Annotated in this window: 13 protein-coding genes; 6 read left to right on the plus strand and 7 right to left on the minus strand. The window is 61.3% G+C overall.

Features of this window, described 5'->3' with window-relative positions; translation table 11 throughout:
- Positions 1–48: 48 nt before the first annotated feature.
- Positions 49–1,758 carry a GGDEF domain-containing protein gene (locus K3178_RS05560; RefSeq protein ID WP_221570352.1) on the plus strand — a complete coding sequence of 570 codons (1,710 nt, stop codon included), beginning with the start codon at positions 49–51 and terminating at the stop codon, positions 1,756–1,758.
- Here the strand turns inward: K3178_RS05560 and K3178_RS05565 are convergent.
- On the minus strand, positions 1,755–3,182 hold the full coding sequence (locus tag K3178_RS05565) for a glutamate ligase domain-containing protein (protein ID WP_221570353.1): 1,428 nt from the start codon (positions 3,180–3,182) through the stop codon (positions 1,755–1,757). The two genes, K3178_RS05560 and K3178_RS05565, sit on opposite strands and share 4 nt — an antisense overlap.
- Before the next feature lie 42 nt (positions 3,183–3,224).
- Between K3178_RS05565 and K3178_RS05570 the strand changes: the two genes are divergently transcribed.
- From K3178_RS05570 to K3178_RS05590, 5 genes are all read left to right on the plus strand, one after another.
- Positions 3,225–4,061, plus strand: a complete 837-nt coding sequence (locus tag K3178_RS05570; protein ID WP_247713521.1) for an LD-carboxypeptidase — start codon at positions 3,225–3,227, stop codon at positions 4,059–4,061.
- Between the two features lie 40 nt (positions 4,062–4,101).
- Positions 4,102–5,040 (plus strand): ACP S-malonyltransferase, encoded by a 939-nt coding sequence (gene fabD, locus K3178_RS05575; RefSeq protein ID WP_221570354.1) that lies wholly within the window; start codon positions 4,102–4,104, stop codon positions 5,038–5,040.
- Positions 5,040–5,792 (plus strand): 3-oxoacyl-[acyl-carrier-protein] reductase, encoded by a 753-nt coding sequence (gene fabG / locus K3178_RS05580; RefSeq protein ID WP_221570355.1) that lies wholly within the window; start codon positions 5,040–5,042, stop codon positions 5,790–5,792. Before fabD ends, fabG begins: the two co-directional genes overlap by 1 nt.
- Positions 5,793–5,938: 146 nt before the next feature.
- Positions 5,939–7,063 (plus strand): DNA polymerase III subunit beta, encoded by a 1,125-nt coding sequence (dnaN, locus tag K3178_RS05585; protein ID WP_221570356.1) that lies wholly within the window; start codon positions 5,939–5,941, stop codon positions 7,061–7,063.
- 56 nt (positions 7,064–7,119) lie between these two features.
- On the plus strand, positions 7,120–8,199 hold the full coding sequence (locus tag K3178_RS05590) for a DUF2855 family protein (RefSeq protein ID WP_221570357.1): 1,080 nt from the start codon (positions 7,120–7,122) through the stop codon (positions 8,197–8,199).
- On the opposite strand, the gene K3178_RS05595 is transcribed toward K3178_RS05590, so the two are convergent.
- From K3178_RS05595 to K3178_RS05620, 6 genes are all read right to left on the minus strand, one after another.
- Positions 8,196–9,206, minus strand: a complete 1,011-nt coding sequence (locus K3178_RS05595; protein ID WP_221570358.1) for a zinc-dependent alcohol dehydrogenase family protein — start codon at positions 9,204–9,206, stop codon at positions 8,196–8,198. The two genes, K3178_RS05590 and K3178_RS05595, sit on opposite strands and share 4 nt — an antisense overlap.
- Complete coding sequence (locus K3178_RS05600) at positions 9,203–9,787, minus strand: hypothetical protein (protein ID WP_221570359.1); 585 nt, start codon at positions 9,785–9,787, stop codon at positions 9,203–9,205. The genes K3178_RS05595 and K3178_RS05600 overlap by 4 nt, the downstream gene beginning before the upstream one ends.
- Positions 9,788–9,794: 7 nt before the next feature.
- Entirely contained in the window at positions 9,795–11,546 is a 1,752-nt protein-coding gene (locus K3178_RS05605; protein WP_221570360.1) for an N-acyl-D-amino-acid deacylase family protein, read from the minus strand.
- A gap of 75 nt (positions 11,547–11,621) precedes the next feature.
- A complete protein-coding gene (locus K3178_RS05610) occupies positions 11,622–12,482 on the minus strand; it encodes an alpha/beta fold hydrolase (protein ID WP_345719848.1) in 861 nt (286 codons plus the stop codon).
- Between the two features lie 19 nt (positions 12,483–12,501).
- Positions 12,502–14,190 carry a PHA/PHB synthase family protein gene (locus tag K3178_RS05615; RefSeq protein WP_221570361.1) on the minus strand — a complete coding sequence of 563 codons (1,689 nt, stop codon included), beginning with the start codon at positions 14,188–14,190 and terminating at the stop codon, positions 12,502–12,504.
- A 67-nt stretch (positions 14,191–14,257) separates the two neighbouring features.
- Entirely contained in the window at positions 14,258–15,565 is a 1,308-nt protein-coding gene (locus K3178_RS05620) for an FAD-dependent oxidoreductase (RefSeq protein WP_221570362.1), read from the minus strand.
- Between the last annotated feature and the right edge of the window lie 182 nt (positions 15,566–15,747).

Below are 15,747 nucleotides of genomic sequence, written 5' to 3' on the forward strand. Positions count from 1 at the left end.
ATAGGTCGGGGAGTTGAGCCGGAAGGTTAGAGATCAAACGGGGGCAGTTTGAGACTTAGTTGGCTGCAATGCCTTGCGCTTGCCGTGTCTGCGGCGGTGGCCGTTTGCGCCGCTCCAGCCAGTGCGCGCGATCTCCAGCTTGGGGAAATCTTGTGTGTCGGCGGCGCGGACAGTGCGCGTGCCGCGCTCGAACTGGAACCCCAGGAACTTGATTGCAGCGCCGTCCGCTTCGCCAAGCGCGATCGCTTCGTCAGGACACACGCCGATATCGCCGAGGGGTTCTACCCGACCGAAGAGCTACTCTACTGGCAGACCGACCCCTCGCACTTCGAGACGATGCTCGTGCGTTTCGTATACGAAGATGGCACCGAAAAGCTGTTCGACGTTGACCCCCAGATGGCAGCGCGCAACTGGTTCGTGCAGACGCGCTTCAGTGTACCTGTCCCCAAACTATCAGCAAGGTTGGTGGGGGTGGATATGGTGGTCGAGCGCGCGCGAACCGCGCAGACGTTCCAGGAGGCCCGCCTTGTTGGACGCCAGGAGGCCCGCGAAGAACATTATTCCAAGTCGCTTCTCTATTCCCTGTTATGCGGTTTGCTCCTCGTGCCGATAATTTTCGGGGTCCTTTCATACCACTGGCTGAGATTCCGGTTCATTATCTGGCACGTCGTGATGACTGCCGGAGCTCTGATGTTCGTGGTTTCGAACAGCGGCCTGCTTTTCCGTCTTCTGCCGGATGCGCCGCTTGGATTGCGCTTCCAACTGAATACGATCTCACTGGCCATCGCCACTGCGTCGGCAGTCCTGTTCGTCAAGGAACTGATCGAGGAGGGGAAGGTCCCGCGCTGGCTTGTCCGCACGACGATCGGCCTAGCCCTGTTCATGCTGGTCATGAAAACCGTAACGGTAATCGACCTCGAATCGCTGCGGATGATTTCGCAAAGCGCCTTCCTGTTCTCGATGCTCCCTCTCTCGCTGGCCTTGCTTGCACTGATAACTACCGCCTTGCTCAATAACAGCAGGGTGGCGATGTATCTCCTGTTCGCCTTTTCGGGCATGATTCTCGGCGGGATCATCCGCCTCCTCATGGGACTGGGTCTCTATGATCCCGCGTTCCACATCGACAATTTCCTGTATCTGGCAATGGCGATCCTGGTGCTCGGTACGTCGGCGGCAGTGGGAGACCGTTTCGTAGTACTGCGGGTTGAACGCGACCGAGCGCGCGTGAGCGCGATTAAGTTGGGGCGGCTTGCGATGACCGATCCGCTGACCGGTCTGGGCAATCGCCGCGCTTTTGAATCGATCGAGCGCGTAGAGCGGGGGCAGGCCTTGCTGGTCGCCGACATCGATCATTTCAAGGCGATCAACGACAGCAAGGGCCATGCGGTGGGCGATGCAGTGTTGCGACACATGGCCAGCGTGATGCGGGACAGTTTCGAGACCGTTTCGGGAGCCACCATCTATCGCCTTGGCGGGGAAGAGTTCGCGGTGCTCTTCGCTTGCGATGACGAGACGGCCATGTGCCATGCAGCCGAACGTCTGAGAAAGGCCGTCGATCGAGACATGCCCGGCGATAGCATAGGGCTGCCACACGCAACGGTCAGTGTCGGCGGTGCGATGGGCCGAGGTCGGGACCTCAAGCAGGTATTTTCGGAAGCCGATCAGGCCCTTTATGCGGCCAAGCAGGCCGGCAGAAACCGCAGCGCTGTCAGCGGCGAAGATGGTCCGGACGTGCTGGCAAATGTAGCGAAAGCCTAGGAAAGGCGTTCGAAAAGCCGCCGGGCGAACTCTGAAAGAGTATCGTCGCGTGCTCCCATCACGACGATGCGATCACCCGGACGGGCGACATTGACCAGCCGATCCTCCACTGCCTTGCGCGAAGGGATGTACTCGGCATGGCCACCCGCATCCTCGACCAGGCGCACGATCCGCTCGCTGCCCTCGCTGCGGTCGACCGTGCCGCCGAAATAGACCGGGTCGCAAAGGATGAGGCGATCTTCTTCGATGAGTTCGGTCGCGAAAGTTTGTGCGAGTTCTGCGCCCATCTGCCGAAGGGGACCATACCCATGAGGCTGAAAGAATGCGACCACACGGCCGGGGTGCGCACGAAGGGTGCGTAAGGTGGCGGCGCATTTCTCCGGGTTGTGGCCAAAGTCGTCGATCACCGTGATGGCTGCGTGGTTTGTGCCGACAATATCGAACCGGCGGGCCAGGCCTTCGAAACCTTCAAGAGCCTCGACCGCAGCGCTTACGGGTATTCCTGCCGCAGCAGCACCTGCGATTGCCGCGAGTGCGTTGGAAAGATTATGCCGACCGGGCATATTGAGGCGCAGGGGATGCTCGCTGCCATCGTGGCGATCGATCACCATTGCCGCCTGCCGGACCGGACCTTCGGCAATGCTGCCCGGGATTATGCCTATCTGCGCCTTTTCCTGCTCGATCCCGAAAGTGATCGCCTCTTTCGCGTGTGGCAGCAGAGCGAGCGCTTCCTCGTCATCGGCATTGATGACCGAGATGCGGCTGCGCGAGAGGTAATCTCCGAAGAGTTGGCGCAATTCGTCCATGCTCTTGTGATCGAGGCTGACATTCAGCAGCACGCCCACAGCTGGCCGATAAAGCGCGATCGAACCGTCGCTTTCATCCACCTCGCTGACATAAAGGCTGTTCCCGCCCACGACGGCGCTGGCGAAGGGGCGCTCGGGCGAGACGAAGTTCTTCATCACCGCACCGTTCATGATCGTGGGTTCGCGGCCCGTCGCCTCCAGGATCCAGCCGAGCATGCCGGTAACGGTGGACTTGCCGCTCGTCCCCGCAACGGCGAGGCCTGCACCCGAAGTATTGAACAGGATGGAATTGAGCTCGGCACGTGTCAGGCGCAAGCAATCGAGTTCATTTGCCCGCCCGATTTCGGGGACGCTGTCCTCGATCGCAGCAGAGGCAACCACGATCTGGTTACCCGAAACGACACCGCTGCCGTCCTGCGGATGGAGCTCGAAGCCTTGTTGCTCCAGCGCGGCGAATTTCTCCGGCGTGCGGCCCTGGTCGAAACTGCGGTCCGAGCCTCCAACCTTCGCTCCGCGTCCTTTCAGGATCTGCGCCAGAGGCAGCATTCCCGACCCGCCAATGCCGACGAAGAAGAACGGGCGGGCAAACAATTCGTCGGGGCTGGGGAAGTCGCTCATTTTGCACGCGCTATGCAGTTGTAAGCGCAAAGACAAGCGGGCATGGTCGCACACGTGCACCGACCGATCCGAAAAGTGGCGATCTGCGCGCCTGCCACCCCGCTGCGTCGGAAGTATGCCGATGCCGTTGCCGAACTGGCTGCTTCCGAATTCCCGGACCTTGAGCTCGCCTTTCACGAACAGTGTTTCGAGCAGGAGGGGCATTTTGCCGGAAGCGACGAGGTCCGCCTCGCAGCGCTACTCGAATGCGCGGACGATCCCGAGGTCGATGCGGTCTGGTTCGCCAAGGGTGGCTACGGCTCGAACCGCATCGCGGCGAAGTTCATCGGGCAGGCTGGCCAAGAGGCAAAGGACAAGGCTTTCATCGGCTATTCCGACTGCGGGACGCTGCTGGGCGCACTGTACCGGGCGCGCATAGGCCACCCCGTTCATGCCCCGATGCCGGTCGATATCAAGCGCGATGGCGGGGATGATGCCGTGCGCCGCGTGCTTGTATGGATGTCGGGCGATGACGGCGGCCTCGAGCCTGCCCTGTCCGGGCGGCCCAGGGTTGCCTTCAACCTCTACACGCTGGCCATGCTTGTCGGCACGCAATTCATGCCTGCGCTCGAAGGCCACGAAGTGATCATCGAGGAGGTGGGCGAATACGAGTATGCGATCGACCGGTTGATGTTCCACCTGATCGAGCATTTGCGCGGCATCGCTGGTATCCGTCTCGGGGAAGTGACGGCAATACCCGAAAACGACCGCCCCTTCGGCTCCGATGCTGAAGAAATCGTGCGCTATTGGTGCCAACGCTACGGCATCGCCTACCTCGGGCGAGCGGCCATCGGGCACACCTCTGCCAACAGGATCGTCCCCTTCGGCCTTGAGGCTTGAGCGATGCGCGCCTAAGCGCGCCGGCAAGAAGGAGAGATTCATGACTGCATTCATCTTCCCCGGACAGGGGAGCCAGAAGGTCGGCATGGGCGTAGAGCTCGCCGAGGCCAGCCAGCATGCCCGCGAAGTTTTCGAGGAAGTCGACGAGGCGCTGAAGCAGAACCTTTCCGGTGTGATGAAGGACGGTCCCGAGAGCGAACTGACGCTCACCTCCAATGCCCAACCCGCAATCATGGCGAATTCCATCGCCACACTGCGCGTCTTGGAGAAGGAATTTGGCGTATCGCTGGCCGACAAGGCTGATTGTGTCGCGGGCCACTCGCTGGGCGAATATAGCGCTTTGTGTGCCGCTGGTTCCTTTGGACTGTCGGAAACCGCCAAGCTGCTCCGCCTGCGCGGGATCGCGATGCAAGATGCCGTTCCCATCGGCGTGGGTGCGATGGCTGCTCTGCTTGGGGCCGACATCGAGAAAGCCACTGCGCTCGCCGAAGCCGCTTCCGAAGGCCAGGTCTGCGAAGTCGCCAACGACAACGACCCGACGCAGGTCGTCATCTCCGGTCACGCCGAGGCAATCGACCGCGCGATCGAGATGGCCAAGGATCACGGCATCAAGCGCGGCATAAAGCTGCCCGTTTCCGCGCCGTTCCACTGCTCGCTGATGGAACCGGCCGCACAGCGCATGAAGATAGCGCTTGGCAATACCTCGCCCACCGGTTTCACCGTGCCGCTCTACGCCAATGTCACTGCCGCGCGTGTGACTGATCCGGCGGAAGAGCAGGCCCTGCTGGTTGACCAGGTCACCGGCCGCGTGCGCTGGCGCGAAAGCGTTCTGGCCATGCGCGAAGCGGGTGTCGAACGTTTCGTCGAACTGGGCGGCAAGGTGCTTGGGCCCATGGTCGGCCGGATCGATAAGGAGGCGACGACCATCAGCCTCGTCACCATGGAAGACCTCGAGAATTTCGCGAAGGAGAACGCCTGATGTTCAGCCTCGAAGGCAAGACCGCCCTCGTCACCGGTGCCAGCGGCGGCATCGGGTCATCCATTGCATATGCGCTCGCCCGGCAGGGCGCGCGCCTGGCGCTTTCCGGCTCGAACGGCGACAAGCTGCGCGCCTTTCGCGAACAGCTCAACGCAGACACCGGCGGCGACCACGTTGAGATCACCTGCAATTTGTCCGACACGACGCAGGTCGAGGAGCTGATCCCCGCCACCGTCGACACGCTCGGCAGCATGAACATCCTCGTAAACAATGCCGGCATCACGCGCGACAATCTCGCCATGCGGATGAAGGACGAGGAGTGGGACGAGGTGATCCGCATCAACCTCGAAGCCAGCTTCCGCCTGATGCGCGCCAGTGCACGTCCGATGATGAAGGCCAAGGGTGGCCGCATCATTTCCATCACCAGCGTGGTGGGCCATACGGGCAATCCGGGGCAGATGAACTATGTCGCAGCCAAGGCGGGCCTGACCGGCATGAGCAAGAGCCTCGCGCAAGAACTTGCCAGCCGCAACATCACGGTGAATTGTGTTGCCCCCGGCTTCATACGGACCGCGATGACCGATGCCCTCAACGACGACCAGAAAGCGGCAATCAACAGTCGGATCCCGATGGCCCGCATGGGCGAGGGTGACGAAATCGGTGCAGCCGTTGCCTATCTCGCTAGCGACGAAGCCGGTTATGTCACGGGCCAGACGATCCACGTGAACGGCGGCATGGCGATGCAGGGCTAATTTACGGGTTATCCCCAAGGGAAATCCGCCCGCTAGCGTCCAAAGCTTGCGAGGCATGTCAGCCCCGCTAAGGTCGCTATCCGTATTCCGGCGCTGGTGGAGCGATTCCGGCCTTCACCGCGCCCCTTAGGGACGAAAGAAGGACCATGAAGGCCACAATCGAACGCGCGACGCTGCTGCGCTGTCTCTCCCACGTCCAGTCGGTGGTCGAGCGCCGCAACACCATTCCCATTCTCTCGAATGTGCTGATCGAGGCGGAAGGCAATGGCCTCAAGGTAATGGCGACCGACCTCGACCTTCAAGTGGTCGAGCATATCGCAGCTGCCAGCGTGGAAAGCGAAGGGGCGATCACCGTTTCGGCGCACCTACTTTTCGACATCGCGCGCAAACTGCCCGAAGGCAGCCAGGTCAGCCTCGAAACGGCTGAAAACCGGATGGACGTGAAGGCCGGACGCAGCCGCTTCAAGCTGCCCACACTTCCGCGCGACGATTTCCCCGTGATCGTGGAAGGCGATTTGCCGACCAGCTTCTCGCTGCCCGCCAAGACGCTGGCCGAGCTTATCGACCGCACGCGCTTTGCAATCTCGACCGAAGAGACCCGCTATTATCTCAACGGCATTTTCCTCCACGTCTCGGACGAGGACCAGCCGGTGCTCAAGGCCGCCGCGACCGACGGCCACCGTCTCGCCCGCTTCACGCTGGCTAGGCCTGAAGGCGCGGAAGGCATGCCCGACGTCATCGTGCCGCGCAAAGCCGTGGCCGAACTGCGCAAGCTGCTCGACGAGAAGATGGACGGCGATGTGCAGGTGGACCTTTCCGCCAGCAAGATCCGCTTCACGCTCGGCGGCGAGGGCGGGGTGGTCCTCACCAGCAAGCTGATCGACGGCACGTTCCCCGACTATTCGCGCGTCATCCCGACGGGCAACGACAAGCTGCTCAAGATCGACCCGAAGAGCTTCTTCGCCGGTGTCGACCGCGTGGCGACCATCGCCACCGAGAAGACCCGCGCGGTGAAGATGGGGCTCGACAAGGACAAGGTGACGCTCACTGTTACCTCGCCCGACAATGGCACGGCATCGGAAGAGCTGGCAGCACAATATGGTTCGGACGGCTTCGAAATCGGCTTCAACGCCGGTTATCTGAAGGACATCCTCAGCCAGATCGATTCCGACGAAGTGGAAATCCACCTCGCCGACGCTGGCGCGCCGACGCTGATCCGCAAGAACGACGACAGCCCCGCGCTGTACGTGCTGATGCCGATGCGGGTGTAAGCCCCTCGCAATTGTCATGACCTGCCGCTAGCGTCGCTCCGCAAAGGAGAGACGCGATGCAGCAGGTCCATGTCCAGAAATCCGACCTTACCAACGCCGAGGTGGTCGAGGTGGACGCTGGCGCACTCGCTGATGGGGCGGTGCGGCTGGCGATCGAGAGCTTCTCGGTCACGGCAAACAATGTGACCTATGCCGTAGTCGGCGACGGCTTCGGATACTGGAACTTCTTCCCTGCGCCGGAAGGCAAGGGGATCGTGCCGATGTGGGGCCATGCGCGGGTAGAGGATAGCAACCATCCCGAATTCGCCGAGGGCGAGCGGGTCTATGGCTACCTCCCCATGGCGAGCCATCTGGATGTTGTGCCTGGCAAGGTGAGCGCCGGAGTATTCGTCGACATGGCGGCGCATCGCCAGCCGATGAGCCCGATCTACAACCAGTATTCGCGCCTCGCTGCCGATCCCGAGCACGATCCTGCGCGCGAGGGCGAGCGCATGATCTTCGGTCCGCTGTTCAAGACGGGCTTCCTGATAGAGTATTTCATGCGTAGCGAGGACTGGTTCGGGGCAGGGCAAGTCATCCTCACCAGCGCCTCGTCCAAGACCGCGATGGGACTGGCGAGTGTCGCCAAACGCCATTCGCCGCAAGTGAAGCGGATTGGCCTGACCTCGCCCGGCAATGTGCAGTTCGTGAGGGACAGCGGCCTCTATGACGAGGTGCTATCGTATGATGCGGTCGGTGAAATCGCGGGTGAACCGAGCGTAACTGTCGATTTCGCAGGCAATGCCAAGCTACTAGGCCAGCTTCACCACCACCTTGGCGACAATCTCAAATACTCCTGCCTTGTTGGCGCGACTCATATCGAGGAACGCGGTGCGGGGCTTGGCGCGGGCGGTGACCTCCCCGGTCCTACGCCGACGCTGTTTTTCGCGCCCGACCATGCCGTCTCGCTGTTCAAGGAGCACGGGCCGGAAGAAGCCGGAGCGATGGTCGCCGAAAGCTGGCACGGTTTCATGGAAGATGCTGGTAGTTCGGTGGAAATCGAGCGCCACAGCGGCCTTGGGGCGGCGCGTGATGTCTTCGTGGAGATGGTCGGCGGCAAGGTCGATCCCGCCAAGGGCATCGTGATCGAGCCCTAGATCTCGACCGCGATCTTGCCGAAGTGGCTGCCACTCTCCTGGTGGCGGAACGCCTCGGCCAAATTCTCCAGCGCAAAGGTATCGCTGATCTGCGGGCGGATACCGTTCGCTTCTATCGCGGCAACCATGTCCTGCTGCATCTTCCGACTGCCCACGGTGAGGCCCTGCACCGTGAGGTTTTTCGAAAACAACAGCGCCGTCTGCACTGGTCCCGCAAAGCCTGCGAGAACTCCGATCAAGGCGACATGGCCCCCAACGCGCGTTGCCAGCATCGATTGGTCGAGCGTTCCGGCTCCTCCGATTTCGACTACGCAATCCACCCCCTGACCACCGGTAATTTCAAGCGCTTTCGGACCCCAGGCCTGCACTTCCTTGTAGTTGATCAGATGGTCCGCCCCGAGCTCCTTCACGCGCTCCAACTTCTCGTCCGAGGAACTGGTTGCGATGACAGTCGCGCCCGCCGCCTTGGCGAATTGCAGGGCGAAGATCGACACCCCGCCGGTGCCCTGCACCAGCACCGTGTCACCCGGCTTCAGCGCGTAGTCCACGAATAACGCCCGCCAGGCAGTCAGCCCGGCACAGGTGAGCGTTGCTGCCTCGGCGTGGCTGAACCCGGCAGGCGCGCGGGTAAACCAATGGGAGGGCGCGGTAATCGCTTCACGCGCATAGCCGTCGATTCCGTCACCCGGAACGCGGGTGAAAGCGGTCTGCGGCGGCGAGCCATCAAGCCAGTCGGGAAAGAAAGTGCTCAAGACCCTGTCGCCAACCGCAAACTCATTCACGCCGTCCCCGACCGCAGTGATCACGCCTGCGCCGTCTGACATGGGTATGCGGCCTTCCGCGGTCGGAATCATCCCCTTCACGACGGCATAGTCATGGTAATTGAGCGAACTGGCTTTCAACTCGACAGTAATCTCGCCAGCCGCTGGCGGCGGGGCATCTTGGACAACCACCAAGGACAGGGCATCAAGCGTGGAGGGGCTCGCAGCGGTACGAATGGCTTTCATAGTGGTTCGTTCTCAGTAGCCGGCGCTCGTGCCGCCTCTTCCGCTTCCTCTGCCTCTGTGAGGATGGCAGCAAGTTTTTCGCGATATGCACTCGCATACCAGGCGGGACGATCGGAAATCGGTTGGGCGAGGGCGGCTGCAAACTCGTCATCGAAGTCGGGATCTGGGCGCATGTTGGCGTGAGAGACGAGGTAAACTGCGCGAAAACCGGGTGCGGCGAGCCAGAAGCCGATATTTGCGCGAAACTTCTCCCATTCCGGTTTTGGCAGTATTCCCTCGCGAAACTCTTCGAAACGCAGCCGTGTTGCGAATATTATCGAAGTGACGACGATGTGGTAACGCGCCAATTCATAGTCGCTGAGAGAGGGATCGCCCTGGCTGGCACGCAGGAATAGTGGGCCAAGGTCCGGCTTGGAAAGCTGCGCCATCATCTCGAGTATCTGCACTTCGCGGGCGCGTTTCACATCGCGGCGCTGCTGCTGCGAGACTTGCCTTATCTGGATCCCGACGAAGACCAGAGAGCCAACCAGCGCTACTGCCGCAATGACCTGACTGATGAAATAGACGGCTTCGAGATTCATGCTCCCGTTATTCCGCTGCTTCTGCCAACTCAGCGCGCTGCGGACCACGGATCAGGCCGCCCGGCGTCTCGCCGGTCCATTCGCCCTCGCGAAAGGTGACGGTTCCGTTCTTGATGGTTGCGACGTAGCCTTCTGCCTTCTGCAGCAGTCGCTTGCCGCCAGCGGGCAGGTCGAAGGCGAGCCAAGGCTTGCCGAGTTTCAGCCGCTCCATGTCGATAATGTTGATGTCGGCGAGAAAGCCGGGAGCGATGACACCGCGGTCTTCCAGGCCATAAAGCCGTGCCGTGTCCGCGCACTGGCGCTTGATGGCGTTCTCCAAGCTAATTGTCCCGCGCTCGCGGTCGCGCACCCAATGTTGCAGCATGAATGTAGGCGAGGCGGCATCGCAGATCGTGCCGCAATGCGCGCCGCCGTCCGACAACGAGTTCACCGTATCGTCGGCTTGCTGCAGATCGTGGAGGAAATCGAGATTGCCGTCTGCGTAGTTGAGGATCGGCAGGTAGATGAAACCCTTGCCATCGTCGCTGCATAGCAGGTCGTAGGCATATTCGTCGCCCGATACGCCTGCAGCCTTGGCGCGTTCGAGGATGCTTTCGGCAGCAGTCGGTTCGTAGTTGAAATCGGGGTCCATCTCGAACTGCATGTTCCAGCCGCCGCAGACGACCATGATAAGGCCGATGATATCCTGGTTCACTTCGGAAAAGTCGTGCTGCTCGGCGATAATGCGCGCCTTGAATTCAGGATCGAACAGCTTCGCCTTCTGCTCTTCCCAAGGCAGGTCCTCTATCTCTTTCCAGGCCGGCTTGAGGCGGAAGGGGTGGACCGTGCCGCGCCATGCCATGACGATGCCGTTCCCGCGCAATGCGATCTGGGCGACGATATTCGCGCCATTGTCGTTCTCGGCGCGCATCGAGGAAATCTGTTCGTCGAGCGGCATTTCCTTGGCGATCGATTGCAAGGCGGCATAGGTGCAGGGCAGGCCGGTCTCGCGGCTCAGCGCGCCCATCCAGCCGAATTCGTCCCAGTCGCGCTTCATGTCGCTGGCCATTTCGAACACGCCGTGACCTGCGCGGCCCATGGCGCGGCCGATTTCGACGAGTTCTTCCTTGGTCGCGGTGGTGCCGGGGACGACCTCGCCATCGATATCGCGGTGGAGGACGGTGCGCGAAGTCGAGAAACCCAGCGCCCCGGCTCGAACGCCTTCCTCTACGATGGCCGACATCTGGCGGATATCCTCTTCAGTAGGCACGGCGCCCGGGCGCTCGCGATCGCCAAGGACATAGGCGCGTACCGAACCATGCGGGACATGTGTGCCGACATCGACCGTGCGCGGCAGTTTTTCCAGCGCGTCGAGATATTCGGGGAAGGTCTCCCAGTCCCAGCTCATCCCCTCGGCGAGTGCGGTTCCGGGAATGTCTTCGACCCCTTCCATCAGGCCGATCAGCCATTCGTGCTTGTCGGGCTTGGCGGGTGCGAAGCCGACGCCGCAATTGCCCATGACGACCGTGGTCACGCCGTGCCAGCTGCTGGGAGCCATCTCCTGGTCCCATGTCGCTTGGCCGTCGTAATGCGTATGGATGTCGACGAAGCCGGGCGTGACGAGCAGCCCGCTCGCATCGATTTCTTCTGCCGCATCGCCCGAGACATCGCCAACCTGGGCGATCAATCCGTCCTTAACGGCGACATCCCCTGTAAATCGCGCTGCTCCGGTCCCGTCGACGATAGTCCCGCCGCGAATGATCAGGTCGAATGCTGACATGGTGTGGCTCCTCTCTCTCGAAAGGGAAAGTTCCACAATGCAACTGGTCTGGCAAGCGGCCTTTCGGCCAAGCGGTTAGGCGGCGCGGCGCTGCTCGGCCTCGGTCAGGGGCGCATCGAGGAATTCACGCAGGCTCGCAACGCTCTCGTCGGCATGGGTCAGCAGGAACAGGTGACCGCCATCCTCGAACACTTCGAGCCGCGAGTTGCGGATCATGGTGTTCAGGATCTTGCCGTTGATCAGCGGTACGATCTGGTCGTCGCCGCCCATCATGATCAGCACTTCCTTTTCCATGAAGGGCAGGGCGGGCAGGCTGGTCCAGCCGAGCATGGCAATAAGCTGGTAGAGATAGCCGCGCGGTGAAGGTGGCTTGAGACGACCGATATGCTCGGCCTTGCTGCCGGGCCGTTTCGTCATGCCGCCATAGAGCGTCATGAAGTGCTCATTCATGAACTTAGGGTCCACATAGCGGCGCGGATTGGCCATCTTGCTGAGAGCGGCCGGATTGCCCGGCACCATGAGCATCCCAGCCGTCGTCGCCACCAGGACCAGGCGGCGGGTACGGCCCGGATGCTGGAGTGCAAAGTGCTGCGCCATCGCGCCGCCCCAGCTCACGCCCATCACGTCGACTTCGCCGATACCCAGCTGGTCGAGGATCTGGCTTGCCGTCCAGCTCATGGTGAAGGGGTTGTAGGGGACTGTCGGGTCGGGACTTTCCCCCGTGCCCGGCATGTCGAACATGACGAAACCGCGTTCCTTGAGGCGCTCGGCGAGAGGCGCGACCGCTTCGATATTGGCGCCTATACCGTTGAAGAACAGGATCGGTGGGTGGTCGGACTGTTTGTCCAGCCGCCAATGCGCCACCCGCAATGTGCGTCCGCCAGCTTCGATCATTTCGATCTTGGCCGTCATCGGCTCGTCCTTCGATGCAGTCACACGAGATCCTTTGTCGTTCTCAGCAAGCTTCCATAACGTAAAGACCGGGGGCAGGGTCCAGTGGCTTGAACTCCTTGTTCCCCGTTTTCGTCGGAGCCTTCTTCTTCTCGCCTGAGCGCTGCTGCACCCAGTTCATCCAGTAGGGCCACCAGGACCCCGCGACCTCTTCCGTGCCTTCGAGCCACTTGTCGGCTGTCTCGGGCAGCTTCTTCTTCCCGTCCTTCTGGATGTAATACTTTGCCTTCGGGTTACCCGGAGGGTTCAAAATCGCCTGCATGTGCCCCGAATGCGACAGGACGTAGGTGATGTCCTTGGAACCGAAAAGGCGGGTTGAGCGATAGGTTGCCTTCCACGGGGTGATATGGTCGGTCACGCCGCCAAGGATGAAAAGGTCGCTGGTGACCTTGGACAGGTCGATCTTGTGGTCGACCATCTCGACCTCGCCCTGCTTGGTGAAGGCGAGTGTTTCGAAGACGGTCAGGAAGTCGCCCATAAGCGCGCCCGACAAATTGGTCGCATCGGCATTCCAGAACAGCACGTCAAAGGCTGGCGGATCCTGGCCGAGCAGGTAGTTATTGATCACGTAATTCCAGATGAGGTCGTTGGGCCTTAGCCATGCGAAGCCACGAGCCAGATCGTCGCCCTTGATCACGCCCTTTTTCGAGGCGCGGCGACGGGCCAGTTCGAGGCCGTTCTCGCTGACGAGCGAACCTGCCTCAATGTCGTTTTGCTTGGGGTGGAGCACGCACACCATCAGGGTGAGGCTGCCGAGGATATTGTCCCCGTCCGATGCGAGCTTGCTGGCAAGCATTGCGGCGGTCTGCCCGCCCGAACAACCGGCGGAGACGTTTACCTTCTTGCTGCCGGTGATCTTGCTGACCGCCTCCATTGCCTCGCGGCAGGAGTTCACATAATCGGCCATGTCCCAATGGCCCTGATCCTTGCTGGGGTTTTTCCAGCTGATGACGAAAGTCTGGATACCGTTGTCGACCTGGTATTTCACCACCGACTTCTCGGGGCTGAGGTCGTTGATATACATCTTGTTGATTTGCGGCGGGATGGTCAGCTGGGGGACTTCGTAGACCTCGTCGGTCGTCGGCGCGTAGTGCACCAGTTCCATCATCTCGGTGCGCAGGACCACATCGCCTTTCGAGGTGGCGATATTCTCTCCCAGCTTAAACGGCTTCTTGTCGACCTGGCTGACCATGCCCTTGTTGTGGACCATGTCGTCATAGGCATTCTTGAGCCCCTTCACGAGGCTGAGGCCACCGCTGGTGATCGCCATCTTCTGCGCGCTGGGATTGCCCACCAACGTATTGGTTGGCGCGAGGCTGTCGATGATGATGTTGGAGATGAAGCGCGCGCGGTCCTTCTCCAGTTCGTCCAATTCGAGATCTTCGAGCCAGCGCGCCGCACCTTTCTGCACTGCTAGGTAGTACTGCATGCCGGCGCGCATGAAGGGGTTGTACTGCCAGGTAGGGTCCTGGAAGCGGCGGTCCTTGGGATCGGGAGCAAGCTCGCTCTTGCCGGTCATGATCTTGATCATGTCCTCGCCCATCGCCTGGCTATGCTTCATTAGGCGCTGCGGGTCCGAAGCCGTTTCGCGCAGCATCACTGCGACCGCGCCGAATATGTCCTCGCGCGTCAGGCCGATAAGCGGGCCGAGGGCGCTGGTGTGCTGGGCGGCTTCGTCTTCGAGCTTGGGCATGGGCGGTTCGATTCCTCTCGTTGTTCCGTTTGCAAGATAACGGGCGGTGCGACCCTGCCGTTCCGGCTCAGCGTAATGCCGCGATCATACTCTCGATGTCGACAAATTTTTCGCGCGGCGATCCGTCGCGAGCTGCGGCAATTTCCGCTTCCTCGATTTTTTGCCAATCGCTGAATTTGACGATGTCGATTCCGCGCTTCTCGGCGAGCTCGTCGAAGCCTTCGCGGCCAGCCTTGCGCGAACCTTCGCCGATGTCCTCTGCGACCAGTTCGACCACGCCGTAACCGTCCGGGCGGTTGGTCCCGATCGTGCCGGTCGGCCCGCGCTTGGCCCAACCGACGCAATAGAGGCCGGGCAGGATACGGCCTTCGTCATTGGCGAAACGGCCCGCGCGCTCGTCGAAGGGGACACCCTCGATGGGTGAGGATCGGTAGCCGATACAAGTCACAACAAGGTCAGCCGCTACATCGTAGATTTCGCCCGTGCCGACAGCGCGGCCTTTCTCGATGGTAGTTCGCTCGACCTCGACTGCGGAGACCTTCCCCCCGTCGCCCTTGAAACTCTTGGGATTGGCGAAAAAGTCGAATTCGATGGTGATCGGCGTTTCGCCGTGAATGCTTTCGGGAATGGCGGCGAAATCGCGCAGCAAAGTCACCGATTTGCGAAGGCCCGGCTCGAGAATGGCATCGTCGTCCGGCGGGGGTAGGTCTGCCTTGTCGACATAGGGGCTGGCACGTTCAAGCTGCATCAGCTCGCCCAATTCTTTGGGCGTCATCATGATCTGGTGCGGCCCGCGCCGGCCGAGGATGGTGACGGTTTCGACATTCGAACCGCGAAGTGCCTCCAGCGCATGCAGGACGATATCCGAGCCCTCCATTTCGCCTTCGGTTTTAGAGAGAATGCGGGCTACATCGAGCGCCACGTTGCCCATTCCGACGACCACGGCATGCTTGCCAGATAGATCCGGCCCAAGTCCGGCGAAGTTCGGATGTCCGTTGTACCATCCGACAAAAGCCGCGCTGCCGAACACATTCGCGAGATCCTCGCCCTCAAGACCCAGCTCGCGGTCATAGGGCGCGCCGGTGGCGAATATTACTGCATCGTAGAGCTGCTGGAGTTCGGCAACCGATACATCGGTACCCACGTGCACATTGCCGACAAAGCGCACATTCGCGGTAAGCGCGGTCTTTTCATACCGCATCGACACTTTCTTGATCGACTGGTGGTCCGGCGCGACCCCAGTACGGATCAGTCCGTAAGGTACGGGCAGGGCATCGAACACGTCGACCCGTACATCCTCTCCCCATTGCTTCCCCGCCGCCTCGGCCGTGTAATAGCCCGCCGGACCCGAACCCACGATGGCGATGTGCCGCATAGGCGCTTTACTCCCTCTCTCCTTCGCTACCATGGCGTGCGCTCACTCCGCTTGCAAGAAGCTGCGCTATTCCGCGCTGTTGGCGAGGGGTGATGGTTATGCGTTTAGTAAGGTTTTACACCTAGGTGCAACTTGCCGGAATGAGTGCAAACGGGTGAGGGGATGGCTGTCTAGCCTCGAAG

Origin of the sequence: Qipengyuania sphaerica (assembly GCF_019711595.1) — a bacterium.
Lineage (GTDB): Bacteria > Pseudomonadota > Alphaproteobacteria > Sphingomonadales > Sphingomonadaceae > Qipengyuania > Qipengyuania sphaerica.